The organism is Cupriavidus sp. a3 (genome assembly GCF_051015765.1).
GTDB lineage: Bacteria > Pseudomonadota > Gammaproteobacteria > Burkholderiales > Burkholderiaceae > Cupriavidus > Cupriavidus oxalaticus_A.
The window spans coordinates 808,231-830,711 of the sequence record NZ_CP170644.1; the positions used below are offsets into that span (position 1 = coordinate 808,231).

Genomic DNA, 22,481 nt, shown 5'->3' on the forward strand with positions numbered 1-22,481 from the left:
TCCCGCCCCCATGTCAGACGCATTGAGTACCGCGCACGCGCAAGTCGCCGCGCAAGTCGCCGAGCGCTTCGCCCGGCTGGAGCCGGCGCAGCGCGCCGCCTTCCTGGCCGCGCTGCACGGCAAAGGCGTGGCGTTTTCCACGCTGCCCATCGTGCCCGCGCCGCGCACTGGCGCGCTGCCGCTGTCGTACGCGCAGCAGCGCCTGTGGTTCCTGCAGCAGCTGGAGCCCGCCAGCACCGCCTATCACATGCCGGGGGTGTACCGGCTCGAAGGTCCGCTCGACGCCGCGGCGCTGCGCCGCGCGTTCGCGCAGGTCGGCGCGCGCCATGAAGTGCTGCGCACCACGTATCCGATCGATGCTGCCGGTGTCGCCTGCCAGCAGGTGCATGAAGACCTGCCACCGGCCTTTGATGCCATCAACGCCATCGACGCCGATCCGGACGGCCTCGACGCCACCGTCGCGCGCGTAGTCCATGAGCCGTTCGATCTCGCCGCCGGACCGCTGTGGCGTGTCGCGCTGATCCGCGAGAGCGCGCAGTCGCACGTGCTGGTGGTGGTGCTGCACCATATCGTCGCCGACGGCGCGTCGATCGTCCGCCTCGTCGCCGAACTGGCCGCCTGCTATGCCGGCACGCAAGCCGGCACGCAAGCCGGCCTGCCGCCATTGCCGGTCCAGTACGCCGACTATGCCGCCTGGCAGCGCAACTGGATGGAGGCCGGCGAGGCCGAGCGCCTGCTCGGCTACTGGCGCGAACGCCTGGGCGACAGCGCGGGCGCGGCGCTCGACCTGCCCGCCGACCGCCCGCGCCGCGCCGCGCGCAGCGGCGAGGGCGCCGAGCACGTGTTCACCATCCCCGCCGCTGTGGCCGCAACGTTGCGCGCGCTTGCCGCCTCGCGCCATGCAACGCTGAACATGGCCCTGCTGGCCGCCTACGCGGTGCTGCTGGGCCGCTATACCGGCCAGTCCGACCTGCGCATCGGCGTGCCGGTGGCGAACCGCCAGCGCAGCGAGACCGGGGCGCTGATCGGCTGCTTCGTCAACATGCAGGTGATGCGGGCGGAGGTCGACCCGGAGCAGCCGTTCGCCGACCTGCTGGCGCGGCTCGCCGCGCAGGCCGCCGCGGACCAGGAGCACCAGTCGCTGCCGTTCGACCTGCTGGTCGAGGCGCTGCAGCCCGACCGCAGTCTCGGCCAGCCCGCATTGTTCAACGTCACCTTCGACCATCGCACCGCCAGCGCGGCGGCTCTGCCGCAACTGGCGGGGCTGCGCGTGACGCCGCTGGAACTGCCGGTCACCACCGCGCGCTTCGAGCTGAGCCTGGCCACGGCCGAGCTGGCCGATGGCAGCCTGTGCGGCCGCATCGCCTACGCCGCCGACCTGTTCGATGCCGCCACGGTCGCGCGCATGGCGGGGCATTATGTGCGCCTGCTGCAGGCCTTCGCGGCCGATCCTGCGACCACGCCCGGCACCGCGGTGCTGCTCGCCGACGCCGAGCGCGCCGCGCTGGCACGCTGGAGCCAGCCCGACTGCCCGGCAACGCCGTTCGTGGCCGTGCATGCGCAGGTGGCCGCGCACGCGCGCCGCGCGCCCGCTGCGCCAGCAGTGCTGTATGGCGACGACGTCCTGACTTATGGCGAGCTTGAACGCCAGGCAAACCGGCTTGCGCACCGGCTGATCGCGCAAGGCATCGGTGCCGAATGCCGCGTCGGCGTGGCGCTGAACCGTTCACCGCGCATGCTGGTGGCGCTGATGGCGGTGCTCAAGGCCGGCGCCTGCTTCGTGCCGTTCGATCCCGCCTATCCGGCACGGCGCCTGCTCGACATGCAGCAAGACGCTGCGCCGCGGCTGCTGCTGACCGAGCGCGCGCTGCGCAATGCCTTCCCGGTCGCGCCGGACCTGCCAGTGCTGCTCTTGGACGACGGCGACGATGCCTCGTGGCCCGACCACGACCCAGCCGTGACGATCCATGCCGGGCAGCTGGCCTACGTGATCTACACCTCCGGCTCGACCGGCCGGCCCAAGGGCGTGGCCGTGGCACACGGGCCGCTGGCGATGCACGTGGTCACCACCGCCGCGTGCTACGACATCACCGCGGCCAGCCGCGAACTCCATTTCCTCTCGTTCAGCTTTGACGGCGCGCATGAGCGCTGGATGGTGCCGCTCGCCAGCGGCGCCAGCATCGTGCTGCGCGACGACACGCTGTGGAGCGTCGAGCAGACCTACGCCGCGCTGCGCCGCCACGCCGTCACGCACGCGGGCTTTCCGCCGCGCTACCTGCACCAGCTGGCCGCGTGGGCCGAGGCGCAAGGCGACCCGCCGCCACTGTGGCTCTACTCCTTCGGCGGCGAGGCCATGCCGCGCGCGGGCGTGGAACGGCTGACGCAGGCGCTGCGGCCGCAGCACATCATCAACGGCTATGGCCCGACCGAAACCGTGGTGACGCCGCTGGTGTGGAAGGCCGCAGCGGACGAAGCCGCCGCGCAGGTGAGCGGCGCCTATGCGCCGATCGGCAGGCCGGTCGGCACGCGCAGCGCGCACGTGCTGGACAGCCGGCTCGAGCCGGTGCCCGTCGGCGTGCCGGGCGAGCTGTACCTCGGCGGCGAAGGGCTGGCGCGCGGCTACCTCGGCCGCGCCGGCATGACCGCCGACCGCTTCATTCCGGATCCCTTCGGCGCGCCCGGCGCGCGCCTGTATCGTACCGGCGACCTGGTGCGCTGGCGCCCGGATGGCTGCATCGAATATCTCGGCCGGCAGGACCACCAGGTCAAGATCCGCGGCTTCCGCATCGAACTGGGCGAGATCGAGGCGCACCTGCTGGCCCAGCCCGGCGTGCGCCAGGCGGTGGTGCTGCCGCACGAGACGCCGGCCGGCACGCGGCTGGTTGGCTACGTGGCCGCGCCGGCCACCGTGCACGCCGAAGCGCTGCGCAGCGCGCTCGCCGCGGCCTTGCCCGACTACATGGTGCCGGCCGCGGTCCTGCGCCTCGACAGCCTGCCGGTCACGCCCAACGGCAAGCTCGACCGGCGCGCGCTGCCCGAGCCGCAGTGGCAGGCCGAGGCCGCCTACGCCGCGCCGGTGTCGGCGCCGGAGCGGATGCTGGCGGCGGTGTGGGCCGACGTGCTCGGCATCGCGCAGGTGGGCTTGCACGACAACTTCTTCGCGCTCGGCGGCGACTCGATCCTCAGCCTGCAGATCGTCGCGCGTGCCCGCCTGCAGGGCTGGCGGCTGACGCCGCGGCAGGTGTTCGAGCACCAGACCGTGGCCGCGCTGGCGCAGGTGGCACAGCGCGTGGACGTGGCGGCGGAGGATGCCGCCAATGACGCGGCGGAACATGGCGCGGCGCCGCTGACGCCGGTGCAGCGGGCTTTCCTTGGCCAACCGCTGGCCGCGGCCGCGCGCAACCGCTTCAACCAGTCGGTACTGTTGCGGTCCGGTTCGGCCATCGACACGGCGGCGTTGACAGCCGCGCTGGCGGACGTGGTTGGCCACCACGCAGCGCTGCGCTTCCGCTTCAGCCATGCCGATGACGGCTGGCACCAGCAGGCCGTTGTGAAGGCCGCCGACGCGTTCGTGTTGACGACGGCCGAAGCGCCCGATGCAGCGGCCATCACCGCTGCGTGCGACGCCGAGCAGGGAAAGCTGGATATCGAGCAGGGCCCGCTGCTGCGCGCACTTCAGCTACGCGTCGCGGATGGCAGCGAGCGCCTGTTCCTGGTCTGCCATCACCTGGTGGTGGATGGCGTGTCGTGGCGCATCGTGCTGGAAGACCTGCAGGCGGCATATGCCGCGCGGCTGGCCGGGCAGGCGCCGGCGCTGGCACCGGTGGGCGCCAGCTATGCCGCATGGAGCCGCACGCTGGCTGGCCCGGCGCGCGCCGTGTTTGCCGGCGAAGGCGCCTACTGGCAGGCAGTGGCTGAAGGCGGCCTGGATCTGCCGGGCGATGTGTTCGACGCTTCGGAGCCTCGCCCGGATGGCGCCTGCACGGCCAGTTTCGCCCTCGACGCGGCCACTACCGACGCATTGCTGCGGCGCGCCCACGCTGCCTACCGCACCGGCGTCAACGACCTGCTGCTGACAGCTTTTGCGCGCGCGTTGTGCGCTTTCACCGGCTGCGACGAGATCCGCATCCATGTCGAAGGGCACGGGCGCGAAGCCGAGGTAGCCGGCACGGCGCTAGACCTCAGCCGCACGGTGGGGTGGTTCACCAGCATCTGGCCGGTGCGCCTGGCCAGCGTCGATAACCTTGGCGACACCATCGCCGGCGTCAAGGAAGCCCTGCGCGCGGTGCCGCGGCGAGGACTGGGCTATGGCGTGCTCGGGACCGCCGTGGCGGCGCCGCAGGTGCTGTTCAACTACCTGGGCCAGTTCGACGGCAGCCTGCGCGCCGGGGCGGGCGGCTGGCAGGTGGCGGCGGAGGACACCGGCAGCGGCGTGTCCGCCGCGATCCCGTTGCCGGCACCGCTGGCCTTCGACGGCCGGGTCCAGCATGGCTGCCTGCAATTCCGCTGCACGTATCGCGGCGGCCAGTTCCGCGAGGCCACCATCGAGGCGCTGCTGGCGCGCATCGCCCAGGCCCTTCGCGACGTGGCATCGCATTGCGTGGCGCAATCCGCCGTGCGGCTGACGCCGTCGGACATGCCGGCCAGCGGCCTGTCGCAGGCGCAGCTGGACGCGCTGGCGCTGTCCGCAGACGAGATCGAGGACATCTGGCGGCCGACGCCGATGCAGCGCGGCATGGTGCGCCATGGCACGCGCCATCCGGGCTCGCCGGCGTACATGGTGCAGGTGCAGGCGACCATGGACGGGCTCGACGCCGAGCGCATGATCGCGGCATGGCGGGCCGCGCTGCGGCGCCATCCGGTGCTGCGCGCGCGCGTGGCCTGGCTGCCAACGCCCGGCGAGGCCGAGCCCCTGCTGGTGGTGCCGGCGCAGGCGCAACTGCCTGTCACCCGCCATGACTGGCGCGGCCGCAGCAGCCCGGCGCAGTCCGCCGCCGACGATATGGAATGGCAGGCGCTGTGCGAGGCTGAATTCCGCCAACCGTTCGACCTGTGCCGCGCACCGCTGATGCGGCTGACGCTGGTGCGCATCGCCGACGATGCCTGGCGCTTCCTCTGGACCTGGCACCACTTGCTGCTCGATGGCTGGAGCATGTCGCGGCTGCTGGGTGAAGTGCTGCGTGGCTACGACGGGGAACTGCCCGCCCAGGCGGCATCGTCGCTGCGCCGCTACGTGGCGTGGCAGCAGGCGCAGCCCGGCGCGGACGAGCATTGGCAAACGCGGCTCGCGCCGCTGCAGCGTCAGCCGGTACGGATCACGCGCGAGATCGCGCCGGCGCAGCGCGGCCAGCGCGGCCAACATATGGGCGCCGTCGAGCATGTGGTGCAAGCCGGCGCGCTGCGCACGCTGGCCGCCTTTGCCAGCCGCCAGCATGTCACTGTCAACACGCTGGTGCAGGCCGCCTGGCTGCTGGCACTGCGCCAGGCCACCGGTGCCCGCACCGTCGGCATGGCGGTGGTCGGTTCGGGGCGCTCGGCGGAGCTGCCCGGCATCGAAGACATCATGGGCCTGCTGGCCAGCACGCTGCCGCTGGTGCAGGACCTGCCCGACACGCTGCGAGTGGCCGACTGGCTACCGGCGCTGCAGGCGGACAACCTGGCCCTGCGCGAAACCGAGCACGCGCCGCCGGCGTGGCTGCAGTCCTGGGCGGCCGGCAGCGACGACACGGCGCAGGCGCCGTTCGACACCATGCTGATCTACGAGAACTACCCGGTCGACAGCACGCTGCGCCAAACCGAGCGCGGCGCGCTGCGCTTCAGCGACGTGGGCAACCGCGGCCAGATGAGCTATCCGGTGACCGCCATCGTGATCCCCCGCGAAACGCTGACATTGCGCGTGGAATACGACACGGCCGCGCTTGACGACGCCGCGGCGCGGGAGTTCGCGCGGCATTGCCGGGCGCTGCTGCTCGCGCTGCCCGCACTGGCCGATGCCACGCTGGCCGAACTGCCGGCACGCGTAGCCAGCGCCAGCGAGGGCGGGGCGAGTGCACTGGCTGCATAGGCGGAGATGGTTTCAGCTCGGCAGCAGGCGGCGCGGGCAGTCCCCGCACAGCGGGAAGCCGTGCAGCCGGTAGCGCAGGCAGCACAGCCGGCGCAGCCACAGCGTGGTGGTGGTGCCGTCGCGGGTGACGCGGTGCGCGCGCATCGGCGCATGCAGCGGGTTGTCGCGGCCGTCGGGGCGCGTGCGGGTGTCCATCAGCCACGCGGCATCTTGCGCCAGCGTCGCCTCGGTGGCCGGCAGGCCCGGCTGCAGCAGGGCGGGCGCGTGGCGGAACACCTCGGCGACGACGGCACCGGCATTGGCCCACAGCAGCCGCGGCGACGCGCCGCTGGCCGCGGCGAGCGCCTGCACCAGCGGCGCCAGCAGGTCGTCCAGCAGCGGGCCGTAGCGCTGGTGCGGCGGCGCCCGGTGCAGCGCCTCGCCGCCATGCGGCAACAACAGCGTCACGGCGCGGCCGCGCCGGTCGGCCCGGATCGCGGCGTCGCGCAGCGGCAGCACGTGGTGCGCCAGCGCGGCGGCGGCCACCACGCCGGGCAGCAGCGACGAGAAGCCATGCCGCGCCCAGACCGAGCCGGTCACGCGCGAGTCGATGCTGCCGTGGTGCGCGGCGCTGAGCTGCAGCGCACGCGCGAGGGGGCCAGCGGGCGAGGAGCCGAGCGCGGCAATGGCGATGTCCGCAGGCGCGGGCGGGCCGGCCGCCACGGCTTCGGCGTATTGCCGCAACGGCCCCGGAAACAGTTCAAGCAACAGCGGTAGCGGTAGTAGAGCAGACAAGAGGCAGCCCTGAACGGCGTTGTATTTGTGCATCCAACGCCATCTTTCAAGTTGAAGATGAGAATGATTATCAGGTATATTCGCAATTGCATTTGTAGAGACAACCCCGTACCCGGGCGCTTTCCTGACCGGCAGCCGTGGCAGCGCGGCGGTGGCGAAGCGCTTGCGGCCATGCCGGGTCCACGGCGGGCCAGCGCGGGTCGAGGCAGCCAGGCCACCGGCGCCTGCATCGCCGCTCCGGAGAAGACCCGATGACGCAGCCCGATTTGACGATTCGAGCGCGCGCCGCGCACGGCCCGGCGCCGCTCTCCTTCGCCCAGCAGCGGCTGTGGTTCCTGCAGCGCTACGCGCCGGACAGCACCGCCTACAACCTGGTGCGCGCGTGGCGCCTGCACGGGCCTCTATCGGCGCCGGCGCTGGAGCGGGCGCTGGCGCTGGTGACGTCGCGCCACGCCGTGCTGCGTACCCGATTCTCGTCCGGCGACGGCGAGCCGTGCCAGCTGGTCAGCGATATGGCGAATATGGCGCCACCCGTGCAGTGGCTCGACCTGCCGGCAGGCGAGGTCGACGCGCTGCTGCGCAGTGAAGCCGCGCGCGTGTTCGACCTGCACGCCGCCGCGCCTTTCCGGGTCACCGTGGCCCGGCTGGATGACGGCGCCCATGTGCTGGTCATGGCCATGCACCACATCGTTTCCGACGGCTGGTCCAATCCGATCCTGGCGCGCGACCTGGCATGCGCTTATGGCGCCGCGCTGGATGGCACCGACCCGGGCTGGACACCGTTGCCCGTGCAATACGCGGACTATGCCGCCTGGCAGCGCGAGCGCCTGGCCGGCCCCGCGCTCGACGCCGCGCTGGCTCGCTGCGCGCAGCGGCTGGGCACGGCCATTCCCGCGCTGGAACTGCCGCTCGACGCGCCGCGTCCGGCGCGCCCGGCCGGCAAGGGCGGGCGCATCCGCTGGACGCTGTCGGATGGCGTGGCGGCGGCGCTGCGGGACTACTGCAGCGGCACCGCCGGCGGCGGCCGCACCACGCCGTTCGCCGTGCTGCTGGCGGCCTGGCAAGCGCTGCTGGCGCGCTACAGCGGCCAGTCCGATTTCGCGGTCGGCGTGCCCAACGCCGCGCGCACCCACGAAGAACTCGACGAACTGGTCGGCTGCTTTATCAACACCCAGGTCTATCGCGCGCGGCTGGCGCCTGGCCTGACCGGCCGCGCGCTGTGCCAGCAGGTGCGCGACGACGCCCGCGCCGCGCTCGACCATGCCGACCTGCCGTTCGAATTGCTGGTCGACAAGCTCGCACCGGCGCGCGACCCCAGCCGCACGCCGGTATTCCAGGCGCTGTTCAACCTGCAGATGGGCGAAGCCGCGTCGCTTGCGCTGCCCGGCCTGCAGGCGAGCGCACTGCCGGTGCCCGACGACAGCGCCAAGTTCGACGTTACGCTCGACCTGCAGGCCAGCGCGACGCGCGTGCTGGCCACGCTCGAATTCGATGCCGAGCTGTTCGCCGAAGCGACGGCGCAACGCATGGCCCGGCACTACGAGCAGCTGCTCGGCGCGATGCTGGCGGCTCCCGACGTGCCGCTCGGCGCGCTGCCGCTGATGGACGCAGGCGAGCGCGCCCGGACGCTGGCTAGCGCCAACGACACTGGCCTGGCCCTCGACGCCGCCGACGACGTGGTGGCCCGCATCGCCCGCGCCGCCGCGGCCACGCCGGATGCCATCGCCATCACCGACGGCAGTGCCAGCCTGACCTATGCGGAGCTGGAAGCCGGCGCCAACTGCATCGCGCACTGGCTTGCCGGGCAGCAGGTGCGCACAGATACCCTGGTCGGCGTCTGCCTGCCGCGCACGCCGGCGCTGGTGGCGGTGCTGCTCGGCATCCTCAGGGCGGGCGCCGCCTACCTGCCGATCGACGCGCATCATCCGCCCGCGCGGAACGCCCACATCCTGCGCCACGCCAGCCCGCGCCTGATCCTGGCGGCGGCAGGCACGCGTGCCGCGCTGGGCGACAGTGCCGGCGTGGTGCTGGTCGACGGCGACACGCCGCCGTGGCATGCGGCGCCTGCAATCGCCCCGGCGCTGGATTGCCATCCGGCGCAGCTCGCCTACACGCTCTACACCTCCGGTTCGACCGGCACGCCCAAGGGCGTGCAGATCTCGCGCGCGGCCTTTGCCAACTTCCTGCGCGCGATGACGCCGGTGGTGCCGATGGACGGCAACGACCGCCTGCTGGCGGTGACCACGCTGGGCTTCGATATCGCGGGGCTGGAACTGTTCCTGCCGCTGGCCAGCGGCGCCCGCGTGGTAATCGCCACGCGCGACGACGCGCGCGATCCGGCGCGGCTGGCGGCGCTGATGTCCGCCTATGGCATCACCGTGATGCAGGCCACGCCCGCCACCTGGCAGATGCTGGTCACGCAGGCCACGCCCGCGTGGCAGGGCCTGCGCGTGCTGTGCGGCGGCGAGGCGCTGGGGCGCGAGCTGGCGACTGCGCTGCTGGCGCGCGGCGCCGAGGTCTGCAACGTCTACGGCCCGACCGAGACCACGGTCTGGTCCGCCGCGCATGCGCTGGCGGGCGAGGGCGCAGGCATGCCCGCGTGGGCGGTGGCGCCGGTCGGGCATCCGATCGCCAACAACCAGCTTTACGTGCTGGACGCGCGCCTGGAGCCGGTGCCCGCAGGCGTGGCCGGCGAGCTCTACATCGGCGGCGCCGGGCTGGCGCGCGGCTATGCCGCCGATCCGTCGCGCACCGCCGCGGCGTTCGTGCCCAACCCGTTCCATCAAGGCTCGCCCGGCGCCATGGCGGGCGACCGCCTCTACCGCACCGGCGACCTGGCGCGCAAGCGTGCCGACGGCATCGTCGAGTTCCTCGGCCGCCGCGACCACCAGGTCAAGGTGCGCGGCTTCCGCGTCGAGCCAGGCGAGGTCGAGGCGGTGCTGGCCGCCTGCCCGGGCGTGCGGCACGCCGTGTGCGTGGCCCGCCCCGGCCCCGATGGCATGGCGCGGCTGTGCGCCTACTACGTGGCGGGGGCGCACGCGACCGACGACGCCATCCTGGCCCGCCTGCGCGAGCAACTGCCCGGCTACATGGTGCCGTCCAGCCTGACGCGCCTCGACGCGCTGCCGCTCAACGCCAACGGCAAGGTCGACCGCCAGGCGCTGCCGGAGCCGGCAGCGCCGCGCGCCGCGGCCGCGCTGTCGACGCCGACCGAGCACGCGCTGGCCGGGCTGTGGTGCGCGGTGCTGGGCGTGACCGAAGCCGGCGCCGATGACGACTTCTTCCGGCTGGGCGGCCACTCGCTGCTGCTGGTGCGGCTGCAGACCCACATCCGCGAGCAGATGGCGTGCGAGCTGGCGCTGCCGGCGCTGTTCGCCGCGCCGGCGCTGCGCGACATGGCCGCGGCGATCGACCAGGCCGGCCGGCGCGATGCCGATGCCGACCTGGCCTTCATGAACGACCTGCTGGAGACCTTGTGAACCTGTTCCTGTCATTGCGCCGCCGCTTCGGCGGCCTGCTGTTGCTGGCGCTGGCCGCGGGTACCTGCAGCGCGCTCGCCGGCATCGCGCTGATCGCCGGGATCAACCGCATGATTGCCGCGCCGGCAGGGCTGGAAGTCATGGAGGCCGGCCGCATCGGCATCCTGCTCGGCCTGCTGGCGGTGCTGTTCGGCTGCGGCTTCGGCTCGCAGGCGCTGCTGACCGCGCTGGGCCACCGCGTGGTCTACGACATGCGCATGCGCATGCTCAAGCGCGTGCTCGATACCGATGTCGAGCGCCTGGAAGCGATCGGCGGCCCCACCGTCTATGCCACGCTGACCAAGGACATCGCCTCGATCGGCATGGCCTTCAATCGCGTGCCGTTCGTGTTCTACAACGGCGTGCTGGTGGCGGGCGGGCTGCTGTACCTGGGGTGGCTGTCGTGGCAACTGTTCGTGCTCGGCGCCGCGGTGCTGGGCGGCGGCGTGCTGCTGGCGCAGCGCTGGGTGCTGCGCATGCGCGGCCTGATGAAGGCCGTGCGCGACACCGACGACCGCCTCTACGCCGGCTACCAGGGCGCCATCGACGGCCGCTATGAACTTGCGCTGAATGCCTGGCGCAAGCAGGGCTTCTACCAGCGCGACTTCGAGCCCGCCGCCGAGTTTGCGCGCGCGCATGAAGTGCGCGCCGACCGCTACTGGGTGCTGAGCCTGTCGTTCACCGCGGCGCTGATCCTGGGTCTGGCCTGCGCGATCTTTATCGCGGGCGATGCGCTGGGCATTGCCCGCGAGCGCATCACCGCCTTCGTGCTGGTGCTGATGTTCCTGCGCATGCCGCTGAATGACCTCGTCGGCACGCTGCCGATCCTGATGACCGGCAACGTCGCGCTGCGCAAGATCGACACGCTGCGGCTGGCGCCGTACACGGAAGACTTCGCGCTGCTGCATGCCAGCCACAACGCGACGGTGCCGGCTCCGGGCATGCCGCTGCTGGCGCTGCAGGACGTGCGCTACGACTACCCCGGGCAAGGCGACGAGCGCGGCTTCCGGCTGGGCCCGGTGTCGCTGACGCTGGCCGCCGGCGAGACCGTGTTCATCGTCGGCGGCAACGGCAGCGGCAAATCGACGCTGATGAAGCTGCTGGCGGGCCTGTACCAGCCCACGGACGGCAGTGTCTCGCTGGCCGGCGCGGCAGTGGGTGCGGCGCAACTGCCCTGGTATCGCAGCCATTTCGCCACGGTGTTCTCCAACGCGCACCTGTTCGCGCGGCTGGTGGGTCCGGACGGCAAGTTCGATGCCGCGGTGGCCAATGCCTTCCTGAAGCGGCTGCACATGGACCACAAGGTCGCGATCCGCGACGACCTGCTGTCGACCACGCAGCTGTCGCAGGGCCAGCGCAAGCGGCTGGCGCTGCTGGCGGCCTACGTCGAGGCACGGCCGGTGCTGCTGCTGGACGAATGGGCCGCCGACCAGGACCCGGTATTCCGCGCCTACTTCTATGAATCGCTGCTGCCGGAACTCAAGCGCAGCGGCAAGACCATCGTCGCGGTCAGCCACGACGACCGCTATTTCCACGTGGCCGACCGCGTGATCCGCTGCGACAGCGGCGTGATCCGCGCCGACAGCGCCAGCGCCGGCATCGACGCCGGCAACAACCAACAACAGGCCGCCGCATGACGCGCGCCAACATTCAGAGGGAGTCAGCTCAAATGCAAAGCAACGCGTCTTCGATGACCCACGCCGTCGCCGGCCAGCCGTGGTCGTCCGATTCCACAGCAGCCTCCGCCATCCTGCAAAGCCGCTGGGACGGTGCGACGCTACAGCTCAGCCTGCACGGCGCGCCGCTGCAGGCGTGGCAGTTCACGCCGGGCGCGCAGCCCCGCATCGCGCTTGCCGGCACCGCGCCGGACCACCCCCTGGCACGCGCCGCCACCTTCGCCGCCTGCGAAGCAGCGCTGGCGCGCACGCCTGCCGCCGAAGCGATCGCGCTGGACGTACCCGACGCCCTGGCCGCCGCGATGCTGCGCGAAGGCAGCGCCGTACGCGATGCCAACGGCCAGCTGGTTTCGCGCGTCGAGCAGTTGTGGCAGCTGCCGGCGCTGTGGCACACCGGCACCTCGGGCCGCGATTTCCCGCTGCAGTACGCCATGAGCGCGGGCAAGCGCCATCCGCTGCGCGCGCCCAAGCCGGGCGGCCAGGTCTATGCGCGCCATATTCCCTGGCTAAACCAGGTGTTCTCGATGCGGGTAGCCGACCTCGATGCCGACCTGCAGTGCTTCCATGGCTGGATGAACGACCCGCGCGTGGCGGTGTTCTGGCAGGAGGCGGGCGACCTCGCCAGGCATCGCGGCTACCTGCAGGCGCAGCTCGACGACCCGCACACCATCCCGCTGATCGGCTGCCTGGACGGCAAGCCCTTCGCCTACTTCGAGGTGTACTGGGCCCGCGAAAACCGCATCGGCCCTTACTACGACGCCGACGACTTCGACCGCGGCTGGCACGTGCTGATCGGCGACGGCGCGATCCGCGGCAAGGCGTATATCAGCGCCTGGCTGCCGTCGCTGATGCACTACATCTTCCTCGACGATCCGCGCACGCAGCGCATCGTCGGCGAGCCGCGCATCGACCATGTGCAGCAGATCCGCAACCTGGACCGCTCCGGCTTTGCCAAGGTCAAGGCCTTCGACTTCCCGCACAAGCGCGCCATGCTGGTGATGCTGCTGCGCGAACGCTTCTTCGGCGAGCGCCTGTGGGTGCCGCAGGAAGAGGCGCCGGCGCAAGCCTGCGCAGCACTTGCAGCACTGGCTGCCTGAACCCGCCGCGCAAGGAGACCCCAATGCTCTACCCAGCTTCGACCTTCGCCGCGAACGGTGCCCGCGTGGATACCGGCACACCGCCTGTGCTCGACCTGCTCGGCATCGGCTTCGGCCCGTCCAACCTGGCGCTGGCCGTTGCGCTGCGCGAGATGCTGCCGCAGCAGGCGCCGTTCCGCTTCGGCTTTATCGAGAAGAAGCCCGGCTTTGTCTGGCACGGCAACATGCTGCTCGACAACAGCCGCATGCAGATCTCGTTCCTGAAGGACCTGGTCACGATGCGCAACCCGGCCAGCCGCTACACCTTCATCAACTACCTGCACGAGCGCGAGCGGCTGCTGGATTTTATCAACACGCGCACCTTCTACCCGAGCCGCTACGAGTTCAACGACTACCTGTCGTGGGTGGCGGCTGACTTTGCCGACAGCTGCCACTATGGCGAGGAAGTGGTGTCGGTCGAGCCCGAGAGCGCCGGCGCGAATAGCGGCAATGGCGCACTGGCATGCCTGCGCGTGACCTCTCGCGCGGCGGACGGCGCGCTGACGGTGCGCCGCGCGCGCAACGTGGTGGTCAGCGTGGGCGGCGCGCCCAGCATTCCCGATACCTTCGTGCCGCTGCGCGGGCATGCGCGTGTGTTCCATTCGTCGAACTACCTGGAGTCGCTGGAGCGGCTCGGGCAGTCGGGACCGGTGCGGCGGGTCGCGGTGATCGGCTCGGGGCAGAGCGCCGCCGAGATCTTCCTCGACCTGCACGGCCGCGAAGGCAGTATCGAGGTCGACCTGGTCAGCCGGGCGCCGGCGCTCAAGCCGGCCGATGACAGCCCGTTCGTCAACGAGATCTTCAACCCGCGCTATATCGACTACCTGTTCTCGCGCGCGCCCAACGAGCGCGAGCAGCTGCTGAACGAATTCGGCAACACCAACTACGCGGTGGTCGATACCGACCTGATTGAAGCCATCTATGAAGTGCTGTACCAGCAGAAGGTCACCGGCAAGGTGCGCCACCGCCTGCTGGCCGGCTGCGAGGCGCGCCACGCCGAGGCCGACGCCGACGGCGTGCGGCTCGACATCGCGCGCCGCGACGACGGCGCGCACCAGCTGCAGCGCTATGACGCGGTGATCCTCGCCACGGGCTACCGGCGCGAGCTGCACCAGTCGCTGCTGGCGCCGCTGGCGTCTTACCTGGACGACGCCAGGGGCTTCCAGGCCGACCGCGACTACCGGCTGCAGATGGCGCCGGGCTGCCAGGCCGGCGTGTTCCTGCAGGGCTGCTGCGAAGCCACGCACGGGCTGTCGGACACGCTGCTGTCGGTGCTGGCCGTGCGCGCGCAGGAGATTGCCGCGGCGGTGCTCGGCACTGGCGAGGGCGAAGCACGCGTGATGGCGCCGGAGCCGCCGCGAAGCCGCCCCGCGCGGGTGGCGCACGCCGGCGCGCACTGAATACAAGAACAAGAGCGCGCAGCGGCGGCGGGCCATTCGTCCGCCGGCCGGTGCGCATGGCCAGTTTCTTTAACACAACAGAGCAGGGGAGTAAGAAGGGCATGAAACACAGCAACAGACGCGCGAACGCACGCGCGCGGGCAGCACGGAACGGGGCCGCAATGTCGTGCCGCACCGCCATGCGCTGGATCCCGGCCGCGGTCGGCCTGGTCTTCAGCGCATCGGCTTTGGGGCAGGAAGCCACCACGGGGACCACGCCCGCCACCGCCGCTGCCGCCACGGGCAGCGCCGCACGCCCGGTAGAGCCCGCACTGCCCGCGGTGACAGTCAACGGCGCGCGCGAAAACCCGATCAACCCGCCGACCACGGCCGGCAGCAAGGTGCCGCTGACCGCCCGCGAAGTCCCGCAGTCGGTGACCGTGGTCAACAGCGAGCGCATCCGGGAACAGAACCTGGTGACGCTGGAAGATGCGCTGGCGCAGGCCACCGGCGTGTTCGTGGAGAAGCGCGACCAGGAACGCACCATCTACTATTCGCGCGGCCTGGAGATCGACACCTTCCTGCTGGACGGCGTGCCGACCAAGTATGACTGGCGCAACACCGTGCAGCCCGACCTGTCGATGATCGACCGCGTCGAAGTGCTGAAGGGACCGTCCGGCCTGCTGTCCGGCGCCGGCAAGACCGGCGGCGCGATCAACCTGGTGCGCAAGAAGCCCACGCGCGAGACGCAGGTGCAGGGCGCGCTGTCGGTGGGGTCGTGGAACAACTACCGCGCCGAGATCGACGCCGGTGGTGCGCTGAACGCCGACGGCACGCTGCGCGCGCGCCTGACCGGCGCGTTCCAGGACAAGGACTCGTTCATCGACAAGGCCAATATGCGCACCGGCGCGCTCTATGGCGTGGTCGAATACGACATCACGCCCAGCACCATGGTGACGGTGGGCGCGAACTACCAGGACTCGGAAGGCCGGCAGCCTTGGACGCTGCCGGCCTACTACAACCCGGTCACGCGCCAGGCGAGCCTGCTCGACGTGCCGCGCTCGACCTACCTCGGTGCCGACTGGAACAGCGACCACTTCTATACCACCTCGGCCTTTGCCGAGCTGGAGCATAAGTTCGACAGCGGCTGGCAGGTCAAGGGCGCGCTGCGCTACCTCAACAACCAGATGCATCGCGAGCAGGCGTATGCGTACGCGCCGGTCATCCCGGGCGTGAACACCACCACGCTGTTCGCGGCCAAGCAGACCTATACGCAGGAGCAGACCAGCTTCGACGTCTATGCCAACGGTCCGTTCTCGCTGTTCGGGCGCCGGCACAAGGCGCTGATCGGCTTCAATTTCTCGGATTCGGAGCGGCGCGACCCGCGGTACTCGTCGACACCGTTCTCGCAGGTCGTGAACATCTTCAGCCCGCGCAGCGACTTCGCCAAGCCGGTCTTCACGCCCAATGGCTCGGGCACCACGACCAGCACCCGGCAATATGGCGTCTACGGCGACGCCCGCTTCTCGCTGCTGGATCCGGTGACGCTGGTGCTGGGCGGGCGCCTGAGCTGGTGGGATATCAATGCGCGCCAGTACACGCCGACCGCCAGCGTGACCAAGCAAGACAACATCAACGCCAAGTTCACCCCGTTCGCCGGGCTGATCTACGACTTTACCGAGCACTGGTCGGCCTACGCGAGCTACGCCGAGATCTTCCAGCCGCAGGACGAGTATTTCACCGCCAGCGGCAACCTGGTCAATCCGATCAAGGGCAAGCAGTATGAAGTGGGCCTGAAGGGCGAGTTCTTCGAAGGCGCGCTGAACACCTCGGTGGCGCTGTTCCAGGTGCGCGAGACCGGCCGCGCCACGGTCGACTACGTCAACACCACCAACCCGAGCAACCCGTTCTACGTTTCGCAGGGCGAGACCAAGAGCCAGGGCTTCGAGCTGGAGGCCAGCGGCCGCATCACGCCGAACTGGACCGTCTACGCCGGCTATACCTTCAACGTCACGACCGACCTGCAGGACCGCACCGGCCAGCTCAACACGGCGTTCTCGGCGATCGCGCCCAAGCACCTGTTCAAGCTGTGGACGCAGTACCGCCTGCCTGGCGACTTCAAGCGCTGGCGCATCGGCGGCGGCATGACCGCGGTCAGCCACGTGCAGAACACCGCGCTGTTCCCGGCACCGATCGGCGCGGTCACGCTGCGCCGTGGCGGCTATGCGACCTTCGATGCGGCAATCGGCTATGACTTCAACAAGCATGTCTCGGCCGATCTGAACCTGACCAACCTGTTCGACCGCAGCTACTACGCGCGGATCAACAACCCGCGCGAAGGCAACATCTGGGGCCAGCCGCGCGCGGCGATGTTCACCGTGCGCATGAAGATGTAAGCGCAATGCCGGCGTGGCGTTGCGGCAGGCCCGCACCCCTACGCCGGCCGCGTGTTGCAGGATATTCCAATGACCAATAGTCCCTCATCCCTGCCGTCGCGCGGCGCCATGGTCCCGGCGCTGGCGATGACCGCCCGCGCGCTGGCCGCGCTGGCCGGCAGCTACGCATTTACCTGGGGCGTCACCGCCGGTGGCGCCGTGCTTGGCTGGCGCCTCGGTTTGGCGCGCAGCGAAGCGGTGCTCTGGTTTTCGATGTTCGCCTTCCTGCTGTTCCCGATGATGTCGCTGTGGGCGCTGGTGACGCGGCGGCTGTGGCGCACGTGGCTGGTGCTGCTGGCGGGCGCGGGCATCGGCGCGGGCGTGGCGCAATGGCTCGGGGAGCGGCTCGCGTGAGCAAGACCCTACGCAAGAACAATGGCCGCGCCGCGGCGAACAAGACCGCCGCCCACGAAGGCGGGCTGCGCCAGGCGATGACCTGGGCGCATACCTGGATCGGCGTGCTGCTCGGCGGCGTGCTGATGGTGGCCTTTTTTATGGGGTCGGTCGCGGTATTCGACCGGGAAATCGACCGCTGGATGATGCCGGCCACGCGCATCGAGGCCGCGCCGCCCGTCATCGATATCGACACCGTGGTGCCGCGCGCCGTGGACGCGCTGGCTGCGGGCAAGCCGCTGCGCGAATGGGCCGTGACGCTGCCCGAGGCGCGCACGCCGGTGATGATCGCGCGCGTGCGCTATGCCGCGGCCGGCGGGCAGATCCGCCTGGCCGACCCGCGCACCGGCGCGCTGCTGCCGGATGTCGGCACGCTGGGGGCATCGTCCTTCTTCTATCCGCTGCACTACAACCTGCACCTGCGCGTGTGGAACATCGGCTATTGGCTGGTGGGGCTGGCGGCGATGGCGATGCTGGCGGCGATTGTGTCCGGCGTGATCGTGCATGTGCGCATCTTCCGCGATTTCTTCACCTTCCGGCCGCGCAAGCAATTGCAGCGCAGCCTGCTCGACCTGCACAACCTGACCGGCGTGCTGGCGCTGCCGTTCCATGCGGTGATTTCCTTCTCCGGCATCTGCATCGTCTACATGATCCTGATCCCGGCCGGCATCGACGCGCTGTACCAGCAGCCCAATGCCTTCTACGAACAGGCCGTATCGGGCTATTCGCGACCGGCTGCGGGCGTGGCCGCGCCGCTGGCGCCGCTCGGGCCGATGGTCGAGGCCGCGCGAGCGCGCTGGGGCGGGGCGGCGCCGGCGGCGATCCGCGTCTGGAACCCGGGCGACGCCAACGCGGTGGTCAAGGTCAGCCGCTCGGTGGGCGACCGCGTCAGCCTGGCGGACGACGCCGCCTACTTCGACGGCGCCAGCGGGGCGCTGCTGCACCACGTGCCGCTGCAGCCCGCGGCGACTACGCAGCGCTTCCTGACCGGCATGCACTTTATCGCCTTCGACCACTGGCCGCTGCGCTGGCTGTATTTCCTTGGCGGTCTGGCCGGTTGCGTGCTGATTGGCACGGGGCAGCTGTACTGGCTCGACAAGCGCCATGCGCGCCATGGCGAGCGCGGCGTGCGCCTGGCCGCCGCGGTCACCGCGGCCATGACGACCGGGCTGGTGATCGCGATGCTGGCGATGATGGTGGCCAATCGCCTGCTGCCGATGACGCTGCCGTCGCGCGAGTTCATCGAGGCGGGGTTGTTCTTCCTGGTCTGGCTGGCCACGGCCATCCACGCGCGCGTGGCGATGCGGCCAGGCAGCCGCACGCTGGTGCCGTGGCGGCAGCAATGCCTGGCGATCGCCGTGCTGGCGCTGGCGGCGCCGGTGTGCAACGGCCTGACCACCGGCGACTGGCTGCCGCTGGCGCTGGCCCGCGGGCAGTTTGCCGTGGCGGGTGTCGATATCGCGCTGCTGCTGACCGGCGCGCTCGCCCTGACGACGGCACGCCGCGTCGGGCAAGTGGAAGCGGCCCGGTCGGCGGCTGCATCAGACCTGAAGGAGGCAGAGCATGCCGAACGCGCTTGACCACCTGTTGCTGATCGCACTGGCGCTGTGCGCGTATGGCGCCTTCGTGCTGTTTGCCTGCGCCACCGAGCGGCACTGGAACGAGCTGTCGGGGCAGGGCGGCGATTTGCCGGATCGGTCGCGCCGGCGCCTGCGCGGCGCGGCCTGGGCGCTGGTGGCCCTGGGCGCCGCGGCCGCGCTGCCGGCCAACGGCGCAGGCTTTGGCGTGCTGCTGTGGGCGCTGGCGATGATGGCCGGTGCGATGGCGGTCGCTTTCACGCTCACGTGGCGGCGCGGCTGGCTGCAGCCGGTCGCGCGCGCGGTGCTGGCAAGGCTGCGGATCTGAGCCGGGGCTGGATGCGGGCGGCGCTACGTCACCCGTCGGTAATAATGCAATTAACCGCCTGAAATCCGTACCATCCGCCAGCGCGCAAGCGCGTGCCTGCCGGCAACGAATGGTCCAGGGCTCAGCGGTGTGTACCCGAATAGGCGGTACGTTGCATCGGCAGGAAACGAGCAAGCCAGTGCCGCCAGCCGCGCGCACCGGCCGCTCCCGTCCTGCAGCGCGTGACACGCACGCTGGCCCGGGTGATGGCGTAGAGATCTACGGTGCCAGCCTCCGGCACCGTAAACGATTCGCTGGCGGCGAGGGAAGTGTCTTTCGGATCGCCGTCACGGATCAGCCATAGCTCGCCCTCGGTGCAGCGCACCGCGACGTGCTCGCCCGGATCGGCCACCAGCCGCAGCGAACTGCGTGCGGGTGGCGGTCATATCGTTGCTTACCAGGAACATGATGTCCTCCGGATTCAGTTCACTGCGAGGGCGGCCGCCGGGGCTGTCACTGTGCCCGCGGCCCTGGGCCGGACAAAGGCGGCGATCCGGTCGATCACGGCGGAGTCCTGCAGGATGCGGCGATGGCCGAGCCCGTCGGTGGTGACCAGCTCGGCGCCGGGCCAGGCGCCGGCGATTGCGGCCCCGTCTTCCCAGCGCACCTCCTTGTCGCCGCGGTCGTGGATCACCAGCGTCGGCGGCACCGGTCGCGAACGCCCGATCTCCGGTACGTTGAACGCCGACCACGGCATGCCGAGCCAGCGCTCGCTCTGCCGCTGCATGCGTGCCAGGACCGCTGGCGCAATGCCGAGCTGCCAGGCCAGCGCCGCGCACGCGGCGTGCATATCGGCGGGCGAACCGACCAGCACCGCCGCGCGTGCCGGCAGGCCCTCGCGCAGCGCCAGCGCCGTGGCCGCGCCGCCGAGCGAATGCGCCACCACGGCGTGAACCGGCCCGGCATGCCAGGCGGCGGCAAGCAACGAACGCGACATTTCCAGCACCGAGGTCTGCGCCGCGCCGCGCGTGCCCGCATCGGAAGCGCCATGCGACAGCGCATCGAAGGCCACCACGCGCATTCCGGCTGCGACCAGGCTGTCGGCCACCGCATGCCATTGCCCGGCATGGCCGCCCCAGCCGTGGGCGAGCAATACCACCGGACCGGAGTCGCCCCAGCGGTAGACGCGCACCCTGCGGCTGGGCCCGTGACCGGTCACCAGGGCCCAGTCGCTGCGGGCGCTGTCCAGGAAGCGGCGGGCCGCCGACGTCAGGGCGGCGCGCGGCGGCGAGAACCAGAGGCGCTCGAGCGCACGCGCGGTCGCGGATGGCGATACCAGGCTGCCCGCCTGCCAGCGCAGCCGCTGCCAGCCGGGTAGAGCGGCGGGTACGTTACCCGCTGGCCTGGCATTGGGGGCAGCGGCGGCGGAAGTCGCCGGGGAAGGGGAAGAGACTGCTTGCGTCACGACCTGCACCTCCAATCGGTTGCTGGATTGGCGCGGCATCATCGGAGCCGGTGCCAGCCGGCGGCTTTCCGCGCGCATTTTTAGGACCGACCAGTCGTGCTTTTTTTGGTATAAAAAAAGCGGCCGGAAGGTTGTTGCCCGCCGGCTGGATAGTGCCGGCGCCAATGTTGTTTCGTGGTGTTTCCGTTCAGACCTGCGTCGCGCCCTCGGTGGCGCGTGCCACCAGGGCGCCAAACGCACGCCGCGCCATGGCTTCGGCGTCGGCGCGGCCGAGCAGCTTGAACGACTGCTGGAACGCCATGCCGATGCCGGACAGTTCGAAGGCAAATTGCCGCGGCTCCACGCTCGTGCCGAACTGGCCTTCGTCGACCGCATCGGCCGCCATGCGTGCCACGGTGCTGTGCCAGTCTTTCAGCGATTGCACCACCAGGTCCCGGATCGTGCCCGGCCGGTCGCGGTATTCCTGCCCCAGCGCCATGAACAGGCAGCGGCCCTGCGTCACCGTCCCGCCCAGCCACTCCAGGTAGCCCTCGAACATGGCCTGCAGCCGCGGCATGCCGCGCGGGTGGCGCATTGCCGGCCGCACCACGATTTCGCCGAAGCGTTCGATGGCGAGGTCCAGCACCGCCTGCTGCAACGCCTCCTTGGACTTGAAGTGCGCATACAGGCCGCTCTTGGACATATTGGTGTCCGCGGCAAGCGTGGCCAGCGAGAGCTGCTCGAAGCCGACCTTGGTTGCGGTATCGAGCGCCTGCTGGATGATGGCGTGGCGGGTGAGTTGTCCCTTTTGCATGCAGTGGAGAATAGCACGACCGGTCGGTTTGTCAACGAAACCGGATGCATGGTAGTTGCCCCGACTTGCGAAGTTGTGCAGCGAAGGCCATAACGTCGTACACAGAGCGTGTGACGTCAACGCAAACCGCCAAGGGTCGTTAGTCTCCCTGCGTTGCGACGATGTTGTGCAGGATGCGGCCTTTTGCCTTCCGTTTGCCGGCCGGGGCAAGAGGCGAATTGCGGACTTGGAAGAAATCTGCACAAAGTGTTTCGGCGGTTACATACGGAACGCTTTGCGTGCTCTATACTCGAATGCACGTCCGCGCACTTTTTTTCACTGGTGACTGGAGACCGACATGAACAGTACAGCCGTGCCAAGAGGCGCTAGCGAACCGTTCCGGCAACTGCGGGCGCTGCGCCGCGCGCGCAAGCTCAAGCAAGAGGACGTCGCCCGAAAAGCGGGCATCTCGCGGGAAGCCTACCTGCGGGCAGAATCGGGGCAAGCCGATCCCCGCATGTCGACATTCCTCGCTGCCTGCGAGGCGCTGGGCCTGGAAGTGGTGCTGGCCCCGCAGCATCTCGCAGCAGATGTCAACGCCTTTATCGCCAGCCGCAATGGCGGCGTGACGGCAGCCTCGATGGCCGGCCAGCCGGCCGCCGGCGGTGCGCAGGCACCCGCCGCGGCACCGGCGCAGGGCGGCGGCTTCGGCTCCGGCACGGGCGAAGGCCACAAGCCGGTCTGAACCGGCCGCTGCCTGGCCGGCCACGTCTGCACGGGCCGGCGCAGGCGGATGGCGTTCCAGACCACCATCCCGCAACCGGCGCGGCGCGGCCCTCGCTCCGCGCCGGTTGTCATCGACCGGGCGCTGCTTGCGCCGCCCGGCGCCTCCATCACGCCGCCGCGGTCCTGCGCGCGGTAATTGCCTGCATTTTTCTACCCGACTTCATTAACTGCCGCGTCCAAGCCTGACGCGCGTTGAAGG

Annotated in this window: 14 protein-coding genes; 10 read left to right on the plus strand and 4 right to left on the minus strand. The window is 70.6% G+C overall.

Annotation, left to right across the window (positions count from 1 at the left end; all coding sequences use genetic code 11):
- The first annotated feature begins 10 nt into the window (after positions 1 to 10).
- Complete coding sequence (locus ACAD63_RS25575; RefSeq protein WP_434034546.1) at positions 11 to 6,064, plus strand: amino acid adenylation domain-containing protein; 6,054 nt, start codon at positions 11 to 13, stop codon at positions 6,062 to 6,064.
- A 12-nt stretch (positions 6,065 to 6,076) separates the two neighbouring features.
- Here ACAD63_RS25575 and fhuF read toward each other — a convergent pair whose 3' ends face one another.
- Positions 6,077 to 6,811: a siderophore-iron reductase FhuF gene (fhuF, locus tag ACAD63_RS25580; RefSeq protein WP_434034547.1), complete on the minus strand. Its 735-nt coding sequence runs from the start codon at positions 6,809 to 6,811 to the stop codon at positions 6,077 to 6,079.
- 278 nt (positions 6,812 to 7,089) lie between these two features.
- On the opposite strand from fhuF, the gene ACAD63_RS25585 reads away from it, so the two are divergent.
- The 8 genes from ACAD63_RS25585 to ACAD63_RS25620 all read left to right on the plus strand — a co-directional run bounded on the left by ACAD63_RS25585 (position 7,090) and on the right by ACAD63_RS25620 (position 19,280).
- Positions 7,090 to 10,317, plus strand: a complete 3,228-nt coding sequence (locus tag ACAD63_RS25585; protein ID WP_434034548.1) for a non-ribosomal peptide synthetase — start codon at positions 7,090 to 7,092, stop codon at positions 10,315 to 10,317.
- A complete protein-coding gene (locus ACAD63_RS25590) occupies positions 10,314 to 11,993 on the plus strand; it encodes a cyclic peptide export ABC transporter (protein WP_133094424.1) in 1,680 nt (559 codons plus the stop codon). The genes ACAD63_RS25585 and ACAD63_RS25590 overlap by 4 nt, the downstream gene beginning before the upstream one ends.
- Positions 11,994 to 12,046: 53 nt before the next feature.
- On the plus strand, positions 12,047 to 13,129 hold the full coding sequence (locus ACAD63_RS25595) for a GNAT family N-acetyltransferase (protein WP_434034549.1): 1,083 nt from the start codon (positions 12,047 to 12,049) through the stop codon (positions 13,127 to 13,129).
- Positions 13,130 to 13,152: 23 nt separating this feature from the next.
- A complete protein-coding gene (locus tag ACAD63_RS25600; protein ID WP_434034550.1) occupies positions 13,153 to 14,568 on the plus strand; it encodes a lysine N(6)-hydroxylase/L-ornithine N(5)-oxygenase family protein in 1,416 nt (471 codons plus the stop codon).
- A 161-nt stretch (positions 14,569 to 14,729) separates the two neighbouring features.
- Positions 14,730 to 16,943 carry a TonB-dependent siderophore receptor gene (locus ACAD63_RS25605; protein ID WP_434034551.1) on the plus strand — a complete coding sequence of 738 codons (2,214 nt, stop codon included), beginning with the start codon at positions 14,730 to 14,732 and terminating at the stop codon, positions 16,941 to 16,943.
- Positions 16,944 to 17,012: 69 nt separating this feature from the next.
- Complete coding sequence (locus ACAD63_RS25610) at positions 17,013 to 17,336, plus strand: iron uptake protein (protein ID WP_135702889.1); 324 nt, start codon at positions 17,013 to 17,015, stop codon at positions 17,334 to 17,336.
- Positions 17,333 to 18,955 (plus strand): PepSY-associated TM helix domain-containing protein, encoded by a 1,623-nt coding sequence (locus ACAD63_RS25615; protein WP_434034552.1) that lies wholly within the window; start codon positions 17,333 to 17,335, stop codon positions 18,953 to 18,955. Before ACAD63_RS25610 ends, ACAD63_RS25615 begins: the two co-directional genes overlap by 4 nt.
- On the plus strand, positions 18,939 to 19,280 hold the full coding sequence (locus ACAD63_RS25620; protein ID WP_135702887.1) for a DUF3325 family protein: 342 nt from the start codon (positions 18,939 to 18,941) through the stop codon (positions 19,278 to 19,280). The genes ACAD63_RS25615 and ACAD63_RS25620 overlap by 17 nt, the downstream gene beginning before the upstream one ends.
- Positions 19,281 to 19,401: 121 nt before the next feature.
- Here the strand turns inward: ACAD63_RS25620 and ACAD63_RS25625 are convergent, their stop codons facing one another.
- From ACAD63_RS25625 to ACAD63_RS25635, 3 genes are all read right to left on the minus strand, one after another.
- Positions 19,402 to 19,671 (minus strand): DUF2917 domain-containing protein, encoded by a 270-nt coding sequence (locus ACAD63_RS25625; protein WP_434034553.1) that lies wholly within the window; start codon positions 19,669 to 19,671, stop codon positions 19,402 to 19,404.
- 69 nt (positions 19,672 to 19,740) lie between these two features.
- Complete coding sequence (locus ACAD63_RS25630; protein ID WP_135702886.1) at positions 19,741 to 20,724, minus strand: alpha/beta fold hydrolase; 984 nt, start codon at positions 20,722 to 20,724, stop codon at positions 19,741 to 19,743.
- 187 nt (positions 20,725 to 20,911) lie between these two features.
- On the minus strand, positions 20,912 to 21,517 hold the full coding sequence (locus ACAD63_RS25635) for a TetR/AcrR family transcriptional regulator (RefSeq protein ID WP_135702885.1): 606 nt from the start codon (positions 21,515 to 21,517) through the stop codon (positions 20,912 to 20,914).
- Between the two features lie 337 nt (positions 21,518 to 21,854).
- On the opposite strand from ACAD63_RS25635, the gene ACAD63_RS25640 reads away from it, so the two are divergent.
- Positions 21,855 to 22,241, plus strand: a complete 387-nt coding sequence (locus ACAD63_RS25640) for a helix-turn-helix domain-containing protein (protein ID WP_133094433.1) — start codon at positions 21,855 to 21,857, stop codon at positions 22,239 to 22,241.
- Positions 22,242 to 22,481 lie beyond the last annotated feature (240 nt).

Coding starts and splice junctions, on each gene's coding strand:
- ACAD63_RS25585 (WP_434034548.1), top strand. CDS start 7,090: ATGACGCAGCCCGATTTGACGATTCGAGCGCGCGCCGCGCACGGCCCG.
- ACAD63_RS25600 (WP_434034550.1), top strand. CDS start 13,153: ATGCTCTACCCAGCTTCGACCTTCGCCGCGAACGGTGCCCGCGTGGAT.
- ACAD63_RS25620 (WP_135702887.1), top strand. CDS start 18,939: ATGCCGAACGCGCTTGACCACCTGTTGCTGATCGCACTGGCGCTGTGC.
- ACAD63_RS25575 (WP_434034546.1), top strand. CDS start 11: ATGTCAGACGCATTGAGTACCGCGCACGCGCAAGTCGCCGCGCAAGTC.
- ACAD63_RS25595 (WP_434034549.1), top strand. CDS start 12,047: ATGACCCACGCCGTCGCCGGCCAGCCGTGGTCGTCCGATTCCACAGCA.
- ACAD63_RS25610 (WP_135702889.1), top strand. CDS start 17,013: ATGACCAATAGTCCCTCATCCCTGCCGTCGCGCGGCGCCATGGTCCCG.
- ACAD63_RS25605 (WP_434034551.1), top strand. CDS start 14,730: ATGTCGTGCCGCACCGCCATGCGCTGGATCCCGGCCGCGGTCGGCCTG.
- ACAD63_RS25640 (WP_133094433.1), top strand. CDS start 21,855: ATGAACAGTACAGCCGTGCCAAGAGGCGCTAGCGAACCGTTCCGGCAA.
- ACAD63_RS25635 (WP_135702885.1), bottom strand. CDS start 21,517: ATGCAAAAGGGACAACTCACCCGCCACGCCATCATCCAGCAGGCGCTC.